The sequence below is a fragment of the Streptomyces sp. NPDC004788 genome, assembly GCF_053601115.1.
This window is the reverse complement of record NZ_JBSGBF010000143.1, coordinates 1-15,302: the sequence shown is the minus strand read 5'-3', so window position 1 is coordinate 15,302 and position 15,302 is coordinate 1. Positions and strand designations below refer to the sequence as shown.

11 protein-coding genes and 1 pseudogene are annotated in these 15,302 nt (G+C 73.4%); 6 read left to right on the top strand and 6 right to left on the bottom strand.

Features of this window, described 5'->3' with window-relative positions:
* The 3 genes and pseudogenes from ACWEJX_RS35530 to ACWEJX_RS35520 all read right to left on the bottom strand — a co-directional run.
* A pseudogene (locus tag ACWEJX_RS35530) lies at window positions 1-787 on the bottom strand (biotin/lipoyl-containing protein); the annotation flags it as partial.
* 62 nt (window positions 788-849) lie between these two features.
* A complete protein-coding gene (gene lpdA, locus ACWEJX_RS35525) occupies window positions 850-2,238 on the bottom strand; it encodes a dihydrolipoyl dehydrogenase (RefSeq protein ID WP_403798538.1) in 1,389 nt (462 codons plus the stop codon).
* 353 nt (window positions 2,239-2,591) lie between these two features.
* A complete protein-coding gene (locus tag ACWEJX_RS35520; protein WP_403798535.1) occupies window positions 2,592-4,097 on the bottom strand; it encodes a leucyl aminopeptidase in 1,506 nt (501 codons plus the stop codon).
* 339 nt (window positions 4,098-4,436) lie between these two features.
* On the opposite strand from ACWEJX_RS35520, the gene ACWEJX_RS35515 reads away from it, so the two are divergent.
* From ACWEJX_RS35515 to ACWEJX_RS35495, 5 genes are read left to right on the top strand one after another with little or no spacing between them, the layout of a single operon-like run.
* Window positions 4,437-6,635 carry a hypothetical protein gene (locus tag ACWEJX_RS35515; RefSeq protein WP_451611540.1) on the top strand — a complete coding sequence of 733 codons (2,199 nt, stop codon included), beginning with the start codon at window positions 4,437-4,439 and terminating at the stop codon, window positions 6,633-6,635.
* A gap of 29 nt (window positions 6,636-6,664) precedes the next feature.
* Window positions 6,665-8,179 (top strand): GT4 family glycosyltransferase PelF, encoded by a 1,515-nt coding sequence (gene pelF, locus ACWEJX_RS35510; RefSeq protein WP_451611539.1) that lies wholly within the window; start codon window positions 6,665-6,667, stop codon window positions 8,177-8,179.
* The gene (locus ACWEJX_RS35505) at window positions 8,176-9,642 is read left to right on the top strand and encodes a hypothetical protein (protein ID WP_451611538.1); all 1,467 of its coding nucleotides are present in this window, start codon (window positions 8,176-8,178) and stop codon (window positions 9,640-9,642) included. The genes pelF and ACWEJX_RS35505 overlap by 4 nt, the downstream gene beginning before the upstream one ends.
* Window positions 9,643-9,653: 11 nt before the next feature.
* A complete protein-coding gene (locus ACWEJX_RS35500) occupies window positions 9,654-10,277 on the top strand; it encodes a spherulation-specific family 4 protein (protein ID WP_451611537.1) in 624 nt (207 codons plus the stop codon).
* Window positions 10,274-11,068 (top strand): endo alpha-1,4 polygalactosaminidase, encoded by a 795-nt coding sequence (locus ACWEJX_RS35495; protein ID WP_451611536.1) that lies wholly within the window; start codon window positions 10,274-10,276, stop codon window positions 11,066-11,068. Before ACWEJX_RS35500 ends, ACWEJX_RS35495 begins: the two co-directional genes overlap by 4 nt.
* A gap of 20 nt (window positions 11,069-11,088) precedes the next feature.
* On the opposite strand, the gene ACWEJX_RS35490 is transcribed toward ACWEJX_RS35495, so the two are convergent.
* Complete coding sequence (locus ACWEJX_RS35490; protein ID WP_451611535.1) at window positions 11,089-11,853, bottom strand: adenosylcobinamide-GDP ribazoletransferase; 765 nt, start codon at window positions 11,851-11,853, stop codon at window positions 11,089-11,091.
* A 78-nt stretch (window positions 11,854-11,931) separates the two neighbouring features.
* Here ACWEJX_RS35490 and ACWEJX_RS35485 point away from each other — a divergent pair, with 78 nt between their 5' ends.
* Window positions 11,932-12,702, top strand: coding sequence for a hypothetical protein (locus ACWEJX_RS35485; RefSeq protein ID WP_451611534.1), 771 nt, complete (start codon window positions 11,932-11,934; stop codon window positions 12,700-12,702).
* Here ACWEJX_RS35485 and ACWEJX_RS35480 read toward each other — a convergent pair.
* Complete coding sequence (locus ACWEJX_RS35480) at window positions 12,636-13,355, bottom strand: hypothetical protein (protein ID WP_451611541.1); 720 nt, start codon at window positions 13,353-13,355, stop codon at window positions 12,636-12,638. The genes ACWEJX_RS35485 and ACWEJX_RS35480 overlap by 67 nt on opposite strands.
* Before the next feature lie 38 nt (window positions 13,356-13,393).
* A complete protein-coding gene (locus ACWEJX_RS35475; RefSeq protein WP_451611533.1) occupies window positions 13,394-15,154 on the bottom strand; it encodes a phosphatidylglycerol lysyltransferase domain-containing protein in 1,761 nt (586 codons plus the stop codon).
* Between the last annotated feature and the right edge of the window lie 148 nt (window positions 15,155-15,302).

Here is a 15,302-nt window from a genome sequence, read left to right as displayed (position 1 = left end):
TGTGGGTGGAGCGGCGGCGGGGCGAGCGGGCGATGGTGCCGCTGTCGATCTTCCGGTCGCGGCAGTTCACCGCGGTCAACGTGGTGACCCTGTGCAGGGCCGGGGCGGCGGCGGGGGCCGGGGCGGCAGCCGGGGCCGGGGCGGCCGGAGCGGCACCCGCGGCACCGATGACGGCCAGCTTGGCGCCGACCTCGGCGGTCTCGTCCTCGCCGACGACGATCTCCAGGAGAACGCCGGAGGCCGGGGCGGGGATCTCGGTGTCGACCTTGTCCGTGGAGACCTCGAGCAGCGGCTCGTCGGCCTCGACGGTCTCGCCGACCGACTTCAGCCAGCGGGTGACGGTGCCCTCGGTGACGGACTCGCCGAGCGCCGGCAGGACGACGTCGGTGCCCTGGGCGGACCCGGCACCGGCGGCGGCCTCGGCGGTCGGGGCCGGGGCCGGCTCCTGGACCTCGGTGGACGGAACGGCCTGCGGGGCCGGGGCGGCCTCGGCGGCCGGAGCCGGAGCGGCCTCGGCGGCGGGGGCCGGGGCAGCCGCGGGGGCGCCGGAGCCGTCGTCGATGATGGCCAGCTCGGCGCCGACCTCGACCGTCTCGTCCTCGGCGACCTTGATGGAGGCCAGGATGCCCGAGGCGGGGGCGGGGATCTCGGTGTCGACCTTGTCGGTCGAGACCTCGAGCAGCGGCTCGTCGGCCTCGACACGCTCGCCCTCGGCCTTGAGCCAGCGGGTGACGGTGCCCTCGGTGACGCTCTCGCCGAGCGCCGGCAGGGTTACGGAAACCGACATGGTTTCAGTTGCTCCTAACGAATTGCGGAAGTTGGTCGTCGCGCCCTGTGATGACGTGAGCGTCAGTCGTGGGAGTGCAGAGGCTTGCCGGCCAGGGCCAGGTGGGCCTCGCCGAGCGCCTCGTTCTGCGTCGGGTGGGCGTGGATGAGCTGCGCGACCTCCGCCGGCAGCGCCTCCCAGTTGTAGATCAGCTGCGCCTCGCCGACCTGCTCGCCCATGCGGTCACCGACCATGTGGACGCCGACCACGGCACCGTCCTTGACCTGGACGAGCTTGATCTCGCCCGCGGTCTTGAGGATCTTGCTCTTGCCGTTGCCCGCGAGGTTGTACTTCAGGGCGACGACCTTGTCCGCGCCGTAGATCTCCTTGGCCTTGGCCTCGGAGATGCCGACGGAGGCGACCTCCGGGTGGCAGTACGTCACCCGCGGCACGCCGTCGTAGTCGATCGGCACGGGCTTCAGACCGGCCAGCCGCTCCGCGACCAGGATGCCCTCGGCGAAGCCGACGTGCGCGAGCTGGAGCGTCGGGACCAGGTCGCCGACCGCGGAGATCGTGGGCACGTTGGTCCGCATGTACTCGTCCACCAGGACGTAGCCGCGGTCCATCGCGATGCCCTGCTCCTCGTAGCCGAGACCGGCCGAGACCGGGCCGCGGCCGATGGCGACGAGCAGCACCTCCGCCTCGAAGGTCTTGCCGTCGGCCAGGGTGACCTTGACACCGTTCTCGGTGTACTCGGCCGACTGGAAGAACGTGCCCAGGTTGAACTTGATGCCACGCTTGCGGAAGGCGCGCTCGAGCAGCTTGGAGCTGTTCTCGTCCTCGACCGGGACGAGGTGCTTCAGGCCCTCGATGACCGTCACGTCGGTGCCGAAGGACTTCCACGCCGAGGCGAACTCGACGCCGATGACACCGCCGCCGAGGATGATCGCGGACTCCGGCACCCGGTCCAGGGTCAGCGCGTGGTCCGAGGAGATGATCCGGTTGCCGTCGATCTCCAGACCCGGGAGCGACTTCGGCACGGAGCCGGTGGCGAGGAGGACGTGACGGCCCTCGACCCGGCGGCCGTCGACGTCGACGGAGGTCGGGGACGACAGGTGGCCGGTGCCCTCGATGTACGTCACCTTGCGGGAGGCGACGAGACCCTGCAGACCCTTGTAGAGGCCCGAGATCACGTCGTCCTTGTACTTGTGCACGGCCTTGATGTCGATGCCCTCGAAGGAGGCCTTGACACCGAACTGCTCCGCCTCGCGCGCCTGGTCGGCGACCTCGCCGGCGTGGAGCAGGGCCTTCGTCGGGATGCAGCCGTTGTGCAGGCAGGTGCCGCCGAGCTTGTTCTTCTCGATCAGTGCGACGTCCAGGCCCAGCTGCGCTCCGCGCAGCGCCGCGGCGTAACCGCCGCTACCGCCGCCGAGGATCACTAGGTCGAAAACGGTGCTGGCGTCGTTCGCCACGTCACGTCCTCCATGCATGTGCGCTCGTCGCTGGTCGTCGGTGACCAGGCGGCGGCTCCGGGTGTCCGGCCGCATATTTGTCGGCCCTGTGGTGGGGGCCCTGTCCTGCCGAGAACCCATCTTCGCACTTGTTGCCGGACGGCGGGACGCGGGGCCGCGCTCTGAGACGGCGGATAGTCCGTACGGACGGGCGACGGCCACGTACGAAGCTACGGATTTCGTCGCGAGCGAACGGCCCCCAGGTCGATGACCTGGGGGCCGTGACGCGGATCACTCAGTGATCGGAGCCGGATCGGAGCCGGATCGGAGCCGGACCGGAGCCGGACCGGCCCCGGAGTCGGATCCGAGCCGGATCAGAGGTCGCCGTCCGCCGTGCGCTCCGCGAGCCGCACCAGGGTGCGCACCGAGGAGCCGGTGCCGCCCTTCGGGGTGTAGCCGTACGGGGCGCTCTCGTGGAAGGCCGGGCCCGCGATGTCGAGGTGGGCCCAGGTGATGCCCTCGCCGACGAACTCCTGCAGGAAGAGGCCGGCCACCAGGCCGCCGCCCATCCGCTCGCCCATGTTGGCGATGTCGGCGGTGGCCGAGTCCATGCCCTTGCGCAGGTCCGCGGGGAGCGGCATCGGCCAGGACTGCTCGCCGACCTCCTCGGCGATCTCGTGGATCGCGGAACGGTAGTCGTCGTCGTTGGCCATGATGCCGAAGGTGCGGTTGCCGAGCGCCAGGACCATGGCACCGGTCAGGGTGGCCACGTCGACGATCGCGTCCGGGTGCTCCTCCGACGCCCTCGTCAGCGCGTCCGCGAGGACCAGGCGGCCCTCGGCGTCCGTGTTGAGGACCTCGACGGTCTTGCCGCTGTACATGCGCAGCACGTCACCGGGGCGGGTGGCGGAGCCGGACGGCATGTTCTCGGCGAGCGCCAGCCAGCCGGTGACGTTGACCTCGAGGCCCAGGCGGGCGGCGGCGACGACGGCGGAGAACACGGCGGCGGCGCCGCTCATGTCGCACTTCATCGTCTCGTTGTGGCCGGCCGGCTTCAGCGAGATGCCGCCCGAGTCGTAGGTGATGCCCTTGCCGACCAGGGCCAGGGTCTTCTCCGCCTTCGGGTGGGTGTAGGCGACGCGGACCAGGCGCGGCGGGTTCACCGAGCCGTTGCCGACGCCCAGGATGCCGCCGTAGCCGCCCTTGGTGAGCGCCTTCTCGTCGAGCACCTGCACCTTGAGGTTGTGCTCCTTGCCGGCGGCCTGCGCGGCGGCGGCGAACGCGGCCGGGGTCAGGTCGTTCGGCGGCTGGTTGATCAGGTCGCGGGCGCGGTTCATCTCCTCGGCGACGGTCCGCGCGCGCTCCGCGGCGGCCTTGTAGGCCTTGTCGCGGGGCTTGGCACCGAGCAGGGCGACCTCGCCGAGCGGCTTCTTGCGGCCCTCGCCGTCCTGGTACGCGGTGTAGGCGTACGCGCCGAGCAGCGCGCCCTCGACGATGGCGGCGGCGTCCTCGGGGGCGCCGATCGGCAGCGCGAAGGCGGCCTTCTTCACGCCGGCCAGGGCACGGGCGGCGGTGCCGGCGGCGCGGCGCAGCGCCTCGGCGTCATAGCCCTCGCCGTCCTCGGGCGCGGAGCCCAGGCCGACGACGAGCACGACAGGGGCCTTGAGGCCGGCCGGCGAGGGAAGCTTGGTCGCCTCACCCTCTGCGCCGGTGGCACCCAGAGTGTCCAGGACGGCGGCCAGGCCGCCGTCGAACGCCTGGTCGACGGCCTCGGCGCCGGGGGCCACGACGAGGGTCTTCCCGGACTTCGCGGCGCCGACCACGACGACGTCGGCGCGCAGCGTCGCCGCGCCGGCGGTGCTGAGAGTGAGAGCAGTCACGGTGGTGAATTCTCGCTTCCGTTGAGTTCTGTGGCGGTCGAGGGATGGGCCGACCGTGCCCGCCGCATCGTATTTCGGCCCGAAGAGCGCCCGGACACGAGGTTACGCTCGCTCACCGCTTTCGCTCACGGCGACGGCGATTCACTCGTACGTGGTGTCTCTGTCCGGTTTACGTCGCGGGCCGGGCGGCCCCGTTCCAGACTCGGCTCGCGTCACCGGGCCGCGTCGGCTCCGCGTCAACTCCGACGCGCCGTCGAACGCGCCTCGACCGCGCCATCCACTGCGACATCTCCACAGGTCCCGCCGCCCCGGCGGGCCTGCCGAGGGGGGACACCACCGATGGATTCCAGCCGCTCCCGCACGCCCGGAACCGCCCGCGGAACCCGGCTCCCGGCCCGCGGGGGCTCCGGGCTCGGCGCCGGAGAAGCATCCCGCGCCGCCTCCCGCGGGGGCTCAGGGCTCGCCGCCGCCCACGCCGCCTCCCCGTCCGGCGCCCGGCGCGCGGCCCGCGGGGGCTCCCGGATCGCCGCGCTCGCCGCCGCCGCGCTGCTCGCCGCCGTCGTCCCCTCCGCGCAGGCGGGCGCCGCGACGACCGCCCCGCGCGTCGACCTGACCGTGCTCGTCGTCGACGACGGCGGCAGCGCGGTCGAGGCGATCACCGCCGAGCTGACCGGCTCCGGCATCCCGTACCGCCGGGTCGACCTCGACGACCCGAACCGGCCCGTGCTCACCGCGGCCTTCCTCCACGACACGGTCGACGGCCGGCCGCGCGCCAGGTACCAGGGCGTCGTCCTGCCCCACGAGGCCGTCTTCGGCCCCGACTCCGCCGAGCAGGCCGCGCTCGTCGCGTACGAGCAGGACTTCGGCATCCCGCAGGTCGACGCCTACACCTGGGCGCATCCCGACGTCGGCCTCGACTACACGTCCGACGGCGGCTGGGCCGGCGTCCTCGACGGCGCCCGCGCCTATGTCACCCCGGCCGGGCAGGCCGGACCGTTCCGGGACCTGCGCGGCACCGTCACCTTCGACGACAACGACCCGGACGTCTCGGAGAGTTACGGCTACGCGGGCCGCCCCCGGGCCGGTTACACCAGCTACCTCGACATGCCCGCCGCCGACGGCGGCCGGATGAGCCTGATCGGCGAGTACGCCCACGACGGGCGGCGCGAACTCGTCGTCACCTTCGCCTACAACCCGTACCAGCGCCAGTTCCGGGTGCTCGCCCGCGGCATCGTCGACTGGCTCACCCAGGGCGTCCACCTCGGCCAGAGCCGCAACTACCTCTCCGTCCACGTCGACGACGTCCTCGCCCCCGACGCCCGCTGGGACACCGTCCGCGACTGCACCCCCGGCGACAACGACTGCCCCGGCGGCGGGGAGACCGAGAACCCGATCCGCATGACCGCCGACGACGCCGCGTACGCCGCCGCCTGGCAGAAGTCCTCCGGCTTCCTCCTCGACCTCGTCTACAACGGCGGCCAGGGCGAGGAGTGGAAGACCGAGCACGGCGGCAGCGACCCGCTGGCCACCCGGCTGCTCGCCGACCGGGCGCAGTACCGCTGGGTCAACCACACCTACACCCACGCCTTCCTCGGCTGCGTCCAGGACACCACCACCGTCCCCTGGAGCTGCGCCAAGGACGCCACCGGCGCGGTGCGGTGGGTGAGCCGCAGCGAGATCTCCGCGCAGATCCGGGACAACCTCGGCTGGGCCACCGGCAAGGGCGTCTCCGTCGACCGCACCGAGCTCGTCACCGGCGAGCACTCCGGCCTGAAGACCCTGCCGCAGCAGCCCGTCGACAACCCGAACCTGGCCGGCGCCCTCGCCGACAACGGCGTGAAATGGACCGCGAGCGACGCCTCCCGCGAGCCGCGGCAGCGCTCCGTCGGCACCGGCTACGGCGCCGCCCTGACCGTGCCCCGCCACCCCATGAACGTGTACTACAACGTGGGCACCGCCGCCGAGATGACCGACGAGTACAACTGGATCTACACCTCGCGCGCCGACGGCGGCAGCGGCCTGTGCGAGAACAACCCGGCCTCCACCTGCCTGCCCGCCCCGCTCGACCCGGCCACCGGTTACGCCGCGTACATCGCGCCGCGCGAGGCCCGCACCGTCCTCGGTCACGTCCTCGGCAACGACCCGCGCCCGCACTACGTCCACCAGTCCAACCTCGCCGAGGAACGCCTGCTCTACCCCGTCCTCGACCAGGTCCTCGCCGACTACAAGGCCGTCTACGCCGCCAACACACCGCTGGTGAACCCGCGCCAGAAGGACGTCGGGACCGAGCTGAGCCGCCGCGCCGACTGGGAGCGGGCGCTCGCCGCCGGCCAGGTCACCGCCTACCGCGTCGGCGACACCGTCACCGTCAAGGCGCCCTCGGGCGTCGCCGTCCCCGTCACCGTCCCCGAGGGCACCCGCAAGCAACTCCTGCTCGGTACGGCCGCGTTCGGCACCCCGTACGCCGGCACGCGGTCCGCCTGGACCACACCCGAACCGCTCCAGAGCGGCATCACGCTCAAGCTCCCGACGACCTGACCAGCCGGCCGTACGGGGGGACCACGCACATGCCGAGCAGCGGCCGTCACGTCACCATGCTCACCGAAGGCACTTATCCGCACGTCCACGGCGGCGTCAGCACCTGGTGCGACCAGCTCGTCCGGGGCATGCCCGAGGTCGACTTCCACGTCCTCGCCCTCACCGGCAGCGGCCGCGAACCCGTCACCTGGGAACTGCCGCCGAACCTCACCGCCCACACCTCCTTCCCGCTCTGGGGCACCGCCCCGGAGCGGGCCCGGTGCGCCCCGCGCGGCCGGGCCGCCCGCCGCTTCCTCGACGCGTACGAACGCCTGCTGCTCGCGATCCTCGACCCGGCGGCGGACTGCGACTTCGGCGACAGCCTGTACGTACTCGCCGGGCTCGCCCGCGAGGGCCGGCTCACCGCCGCCCTGCGCTCCGAGCGCGTCCTGCGCTCCCTGATGTGGATCTGGACCATGCCGCACCTGCCGACGGCCGCGGCCCGGCCCACCGTCCACGACGCCCTCACCGCCACCGACCTGCTGGAACACGCGCTGCGCCCGCTCGCCGCCCGGATACCCGAGGGCCGCGTCGCGCACGCCGTCTCCAGCGGACTCGCCACCCTGCCGGCGCTCGCCGCCCAGCACTTCGAAGGGGTGCCCTTCCTGCTCACCGAACACGGCATCTACCTGCGCGAGCGGTACCTCGGCTACCGCACCGAGGCCCAGCGCTTCCCGGTCAAGGCCCTGCTCCTCGGCTTCTACCGCGAGCTCAACACCCTCGGCTACCGCAAGGCCGACCTCATCACCCCGTGCAACCGGTACAACCGGCGTTGGGAGGAGCGCGGCGGCGCCCCCGCCGACCGCATCCGCACCGTCTACAACGGCGTCGACCCCGCCGCCTTCCCCTGGGCCGGCCCCGAGCCCGAGACCCCGACGCTCAGCTGGGTGGGCCGCGTCGACCCCATCAAGGACCTGGAGACCCTGATCCGGGCCTACGCGATCTGCCGCGCCGAACTCCCCGAGCTGCGGCTGCGGTTGTTCGGCCCCGTCCCGGCCGGCAACGAGGACTACCGCACCCGCCTGGAGAAGCTCGCCGCCGAACTCGGCGTCGCCGACGGCGTCACCTTCGAGGGCCGCACCTCCGACGTCGCCGGGGCCTACGCCGCCGGCAACGTCGTCATGCTCTCCTCCATCAGCGAGGGCTTCCCCTTCTCCCTCATCGAGTCCATGTCCTGCGGCCGCGCCACCGTCTCCACCGACGTCGGCGGCGTCCGCGAGGCCGTCGGCGACACCGGCCTCGTCGTCCCGCCCCGCGAACCCGCCGTCATGGCCGCCGCCGTCACCGAGCTGTTGAACGACCCCGAGCGCCGCGCCGACCTGGCCCGCCGCGCCCGCCAACGCGTCGTCGACCGCTTCACCCTCCACCGCTCCGTCGACGGCTTCCGCCGCATCTACCTCGAACTCGCGGGCCGCCCCATCTGTCCGCCCGCCGAACCCGAGGACTGGACGGTCCGCCTCACCGACCCGTGGCGACAGACCTGGGGGGAGGCGGTGCCGGCATGAGCGGCTCGCTGTGGCTGAAGCCGGGCACGACCAACGACTCCCTGCCGACGATCCCACGCCAGCGGACGACGACGGCGGCGGCGGGGGCCGGGGCGCCCGCGTCGACGCCCGCGCCCGCGTCGACGCCCGCGTCGGCAGGCACGCGAGTCTCGGTGGAGTACGCCCCCGACCCCCTCGACGACCTCGTCGCCCGTCTCGACGCGCTCGCCGCCGTCGCCGTGCATCCCGACGAGATAGCCGCGATCCTCGAGTCGGACGGCATGACGGACGATCACATCAGGCTCCACTACGGCCGGGCCGACTCCTTCACCCTCGCCGAGGACCTCTACGCCCGCACCGAGCGCCGCCACCCCGAGCCCGAGGCGCCGGCCGCCGGGCCCTGGCACACCGGGCTCGCCGGGTGTCTGCTGCGCGGGCTCGTCTTCGCGCTGCCGGGGCTCGCGTACGTGCTCGGGGCGCCGATCCTGGCCACCGGGCCCGGGCGGTACGGGCTGCCGCCGGGGAGCGTGCCGCTGTTCGCGGGGGCGGTCACCGGGTGGGTGTGGAACCAGGCCCTGGCGCACCGGGCGTACAGCTGGCTCGGGCTCGGCGACCGGCGGGCCGCCGTACGGGCGCTGCTGACCGGCGCGCCGGCGGGGGCGCTCGCGGGCGCGGCGGTCGCGGTGGCGGCGGCCGGGCCGGGGGAGGGGCCGGCCGCGCTGTTCGGGGCCGGGCAGGCGGCGTACCTGGCGGCGGCGACCGTGCTGCTCGTCCTCGGGCGCGAACGCGCCCTGCTCGCCGCCCTGTTGCCGCTCGCCGGCGCCGTCCCGGCCTTCCGCTACGACCTGCCGGAGCCGCTGCGGATCGCCCTCCTGCTGCTCTCGCTCGCCGCCACCACCGCCTTCGCGGGGCTCTCGCTGCGCGGTGGCCTTGCCGGGGGCCGGGGCGGCGGCCGGGGCGGACCGTCGTTCGCCGCCTCGCTCCCGTACGGCCTCTTCGGCCTCGGCAGCGGACTGCTCGTGCTCGGCGTCGGCGCCGACGCCCTCATCGCGCTCAGTCTCTCCATGGGCCCGGCCGAATGGCTCCTGCACCGCTTCCGAAGCGCCAGCCTCACCCGGCTGCGGCTGCTGACCACCGCGTACGAGTTCCGGCGCGCCGTCACCGGCATGCTGGCGCGCTGCCTCGGCGGCTACCTCGCCCTGCTGCTCGCGCTCACCGTCACCGCCGGGGCCCTGTGGCCCGGCGCCGCCGCCGTGTCCGCCGGGCGGATCGTCGCGCTGCTCCTGGTCGGCGCGGTGCTGTGGCTGGGGCTGCTGCTGCAGGCGTTCGGCGCGGTGTCGAGCGCGGCCGTGGTGTGCCTGCTCGCCGCCGTCGCGCAGGCCCTGGCCCCGGCGGCCGGACCGGTCGCGGCGGGTCTGGCGGCGGCCGTGCTGGGCGTGCTGACCTGTGTCCTGCTGGTTCGACCGACCGCCCACCGCTTCTAGGGGCCCGGACTGTGACTCGCTCCTCCCTCCTGCTGCCCTTCTACGAGCACCCCGCCGACCGCCCCGACGACTGGGCCGCCGTCGTCGCGGCCGCCCCCGCCCTCTACGGCGTCGTCCTCAACCCGGCGAGCGGCGCCGGGCGCGCCCGCGACCCCGCCTTCGCCGAGGTCGCCGCGCGGCTGCGGGCCGCCGGGGTGCGGGTCCTCGGCTACGCGGACACCGACTACGGCCGCCGCCCGCACGCCGAGGTCGTCGCCGACCTCGTACGGCACCGCGACTGGTACGGCGCCGACGGCGCGTTCCTCGACCAGGTGCCGACCGAACCGGCCGCGCTGCCGCACTACCGCCGCCTGACCGTGGCCGCGCGGGCCGCCGGCGCCACGACCCTCGTCCTCAACCACGGCGCCCACCCGGCCCCCGGCTACGAGGAGATCGCCGACCTCCTCGTCACCTTCGAGGGCCCGTGGGACGCCTACCGCGCCCTCGACCTGCCGGTCGCCGACCACTACTGCCACCTCGTCTACGCGGTCCCCGCCGACGCCCCGTGCCCGGCGACCCCGGTCCACTGCGCGGTGCCGGGCACGGGCGCGCACCCGTGGGGCACGCTGCCGCACACCCTGGAGCCCGTCCGGTGACCCGCCGCCTGCTGCACCCGCTCGCCCTCGTCCTGCTCCTGCTCGCGGCCTGCACGACGACGCCTCCCGCCCCGGATCCCGAGCCGCGGGCCGACCGCTGGCAGCCGGCCCCCGGTCTCGCCTGGCAGTGGCAGCTCAGCGGCCGCCTCGACCCCTCCGTGGACGTCCCCGTCTACGACATCGACGGCTTCGACCACCCGGCCACCACCGTCGCCGCGCTGCACCGCCGCGGCCGCAAGGTCGTCTGCTACGTCTCCACCGGCGCCTGGGAGGACTTCCGCCCCGACGCCGCGAAGTTCCCCAGGGCCGTCCTCGGCAAGGGCAACGGCTGGCCCGGCGAACGCTGGCTCGACATCCGCCGCACCGACCTCCTCGCCCCCCTCGTGGCCGCCCGCCTCGACCTGTGCCGCGCCAAGGGCTTCGACGCGGTCGAACCCGACAACATGGACGGCTACCAGAACGACACCGGCTTCCCCCTCACCCCCGCCGACCAGCTCCGCTACAACCGCCTCGTCGCCCGCCTCGCCCACGACCGCGGCCTCGCCGTCGCCCTCAAGAACGACCTCGACCAGATCCCCGCCCTCCTCCCCGACTTCGACTTCGCGGTCAACGAACAGTGCGCCCAGTACGAGGAGTGCGACCGGCTCGTCCCGTTCGTGAGGGCGGGCAAGGCGGTCTTCCACGTGGAGTACGAGCTGGAGGTGGGCGAGTTCTGCGCGCAGACGCGGCGCCTGGGCCTCAGCTCGATGCGGAAGCGGTACGAGCTGGGGGCGTGGCGTCAGGCCTGCTAGGAGGTCCCCGCGCGCGGGACTCAGCCCAGCGTCAGCACCACCACCGCCACCGTCCCCGCCGTCTCCGCCGCCGCCCCGAACACGTCTCCCGTGACCCCGCCGAAGCGCCCCACGCACCGTCGCAGCAGCAGTTCCGCCGCCCCCAGGGCGGCCAGGGCGGCCAGGGCGTGGCGCAGGGCGTCGTACGGGGAGAACAGGGCGCCGGCGGCCGCGCACAGGAGGACGACCAGGCCGGTCGAGAGGGCGGCGGCCCGGACGGGGACCGTCGCGGCGACGACCGCGCCGAGGCCCTCGGGGCGGGCCGCCGGGACGCCCTCGCGGGAGGCGAGGGTGAGGGCGAGGCGGGCGACGGTCGCGGCGAGCGCGGCGGCGACCGTGCCGTGGGCCCAGCCCTCGGCGTACAGCTGGGAGAGCGCGGCGACCTGGGCGAGGAGGACGAGGACGAGGGTGATCACGCCGAAGGGGCCGATGTCGGACTGCTTCATGATCCGCAGGGCGTCCTCCGCGGGCTTGCCGCTGCCGAGCCCGTCGGCGGTGTCCGCGAGGCCGTCGAGGTGGAGGCCGCGCGTGAGCAGCGCGGGGACGGCGGCGGTGAGGACGGCGGCGAGCAGCGGGCCCGCGCCGAGGAGCAGCGACACGCCGCCGGCCGCGGCCGCGCACAGGCCGACGACGAGGCCCGCGAGCGGGGCGCACAGCATCCCGGCGCGGGCCGCGTCGCGGTCCCAGCGGGTGATGCGGGCGGGGAGCACGGTGAGGGTGCCGAAGGCGAATCGCAGGCCGTCCATCCGCGGAAGGGTAGTGCCCCGGCGCGGGCGCTAAATTGGCCGTACCGGACGAAGGCTGACCAATCGGCAGAGGGTGGCATGGGTCACTGGTTCTCGCGCAACATCGTCGAACCCGGGAAGCTCCCGCTGTTCCTCGCCCTGACCGCCTTCGTGGTGACCTTCCTGGTCACCCGCACCATCACCCGGCTGATCCGGGCCGGCAAGGGCCCCTTCGGCAACGTCTCCTCCGGCGGCCTGCACATCCACCACGTGGTGCCGGGCGTCGTGCTCAGCGTGCTCGGCGGCTTCGGGGCGGTCAGCAGCGGGCGGCACGGCGTGACGGCCGCGGTCTTCGCGGTGGTGTTCGGCATCGGCGCCGGGCTCGTCCTCGACGAGTTCGCGCTGATCCTGCACCTCGACGACGTCTACTGGTCGGACGCCGGCCGGCAGAGCGTCGAGGTCGTCGTCCTCACCGCCACCCTCGTGCTGCTCGTGCTCACCGGCTTCTCGCCGCTCGGCGTCAACGACATGACGGGGGAGGAGCGCCAGAGCCGAGCCACCCTGATCCTGACCCTCGCCGTCAACTTCCTCTTCGTCCTGATCACCCTCGTGAAGGGAAAGCTGCGGCTGGCGATCATCGGCACCCTCGTGCCGTTCGTCGCGATCCTCGGAGCCGTCCGGCTCGCCCGCCCCGGCTCCTGGTGGGCCCGCCGGCTCTACGCCCGCCGCCACCGCGCCCGCGCCCGGGCCCGGATCCGCGCCTACCGGCACGACAAGCGCTGGACCCGGGTACGGCGGAGGGTTCAGGACCTGATCGGCGGCTTCCAGGAGCGCGTCCCCGGCCGCGGCGATTCCACGTCGTCGAGCTGAGCCAGCGGCCCGCGCCGCTGCTCCCGCCACTCCTGGAAGGCGATCACGAGGAGTACGGCGGCGATGGCGGCGATGTGCTCCTTGCCCGCCAGGTTGTTCTTGACCAGCACCTCGACGACCATCGCGACGATCACCAGGATCCCGGTCCACCGTGCCCGGTAGCGCCAGCACACGTACACCGCGAGGCCCACCACCGCCGCCGAGGGCCCGGTGTCCACGATCAGCGCGTCGGAGGCGGGCAGCCCCAGCGGGTTGTCGGGGCCGAGGGCGATGCCGACGCGTGCGTAGAGCGTGCCGGCCAGCGTCGCCGCGTACGCGATCAGCAGCGTGCGCCACCGGCCCAGACAGATCTCGGCGATCCCGAACACCAGCAGGACCTGCCCGAGCGCGCCCCACACCGGCAGGTCGAGCGCCGGCACGAAGAGCGAGAGCGGGGTGCGGAGCAGCGCGAACCCCAACGGGTCCTCGGCCCGCACCGAACCGATGTCCTGGACCGCCTGATAGCCCCAGTCCTGGTTCTGCACCAGCTGGAAGACCGAGGTCAGCAGGACGGCGCCGACCGTCATCGGGATCGCGCGCCACCGGCGTAAGGCGAGCGCCGTGCGTACGGTCCCGAAGAGCGGACCCCACTCACGGCGCGCGAACGCCCGCACGGATGCTCGCGCGGACGTCCGCACGGACGAGGGGCGGGTCAACGTCTGCCCTCCAGATGTTTGCGGTGCAGCCACTTGGGCAGCCCGGGGGCCTCCAGGAAGCCCTCCGCGCGGCCGGCGGCGAGGCCGATGCGCAGCAGGTCGGCGCTCTTCTCGAAGAGCATGAATCGGGGCTCCCAGATCGGTCGGTACTTGGCGTTGGCGCGGTACAGCGACTCGATCTGCCACCAGCGGGAGAAGAAGCTGAGCAGTGAACGCCACATGCGCAGCACCGGTCCCGCACCGAGCCTCGAGCCACGTTCGAAGACGGATCGGAACATCGCGAAGTTGAGCGAGACCTGAGTGATTCCGATCTCCTTGGCCCGCTGCAGGAGTTCGATGACCATGAACTCCATCAGACCGTTCTCGGACTCCCGGTCCCGCCGCATCAGGTCCAGGGACAGCCCCTTCGGCCCCCACGGCACGAACGACAGCAGCGCGCGCAGCTCGCCGCGCTCGTCGGAGCACTCCAGCATCACGCAGCGCCCGTCCTTCGGGTCGCCGAGCCGGCCGAGCGCCATCGAGAAGCCGCGCTCGGTCTCGCCGTCCCGCCAGTCGTCCGCCTTGGCGAGCAGGACGGCCATCTCGTCGGCCGGGATCTCCTCGTGGCGCCGGATCCGCACCTGGTACCCGGCCCGCTTGACCCGGTTGTACGCCTGCCGGACCGTGCGCATGGCGCGCCCGTCGATCGTGAACTCGTCGGTCTCCACGATCGCCTCGTCGCCCAGCTCCAGCGCGTCGAGCCCGTGCCGGGCGTAGATCTGCCCGGCCTCCTCGCTCGCGCCCATCACCGCCGGGATCCAGCCGTGCTCGCGCGCCTCGGCCAGCCACGGCTCGATCGCGCCGGGCCACGCCTCCGGGTCGCCGATCGGGTCGCCGGAGGCGAGGGAGACGCCGCCGACCACCCGGTAGGCGATCGCCGCCTTCTCGCTCGGGGACCAGATGACGCTCTTCTCGCGGCGCAGCGCGAAGTAGCCGAGCGAGTCCCGGTCACCCTGCTTGTCGAGCAGCGCCCGCAGCCGGTCCTCGTCCTCCTCGGTGAGCGGGTCGACGGCCCGCCGGGCCCGGAAGGCGGCGAACAGCACCGCGAACAGCAGCAGCGTCGACATCACGTTGATCACGACGTCGACCCAGCCGGGCGTGCTGATCGTCGCGTACGCCTTGTCGTCCGTGGCCAGCGTGATCAGCCGCAGCACGCCGTACTTCCAGCGCTCCAGGAACGTCGACTGCCCGGACGCCGTGTTGGTGACGGTCACCAGGAACGCGGCGAGGAGAGACGTGACGAGCAGCCCGCCGACCGCGACGACGGCGGCTGCGATCGGGTTGGAGCGGTCACCCTTCGCGTAGAACTCCCTGCGGCCGAGCAGCAGCGAGCCGAAGAACGCGGCGGTCAGCGCCAGCGACACCCAGTTCTGGGCGTGCTGCCGGATCTCCGGGAAGATCATCACGACCGCGAAGAGCAGCAGGAACAGCCCGCTCAGCACGAAGTTCAGGATCCACGCGGCCCGCTTGCGACGGCGCATGGTGATCGCCAGGAACAGCGTGAACACACCGGAGGCGAAGCCGGCGGTCAGCATGTACGGGGTGAAGTAGTTGTCCTCGTTGTGCCGGCGCAGGTCGTTGCCGAACGAGACCCAGACGGCGCTCAGGAAATTGACGAACGTGACGGCCCGCAGATACCAGACGGCGAACGCGGCGCTGCGGCGCGAACGGAGCGTGCTCTGAGGTGTTCCGGTGGTGGACAAACGGACTTCTCCCATAAAACGCGATCATATGGGGCGCCGCTCACCCTGTCCGGGCCGAGCCGGTACCGAACGCGGCGCGCGTGGCGACGGGCCCGGCCCGGCGCCGAACGGGCCCGCGCCCGAGCGGGGGCCCGACACCCCGGCCAGGACGGGCCGAGCCTGG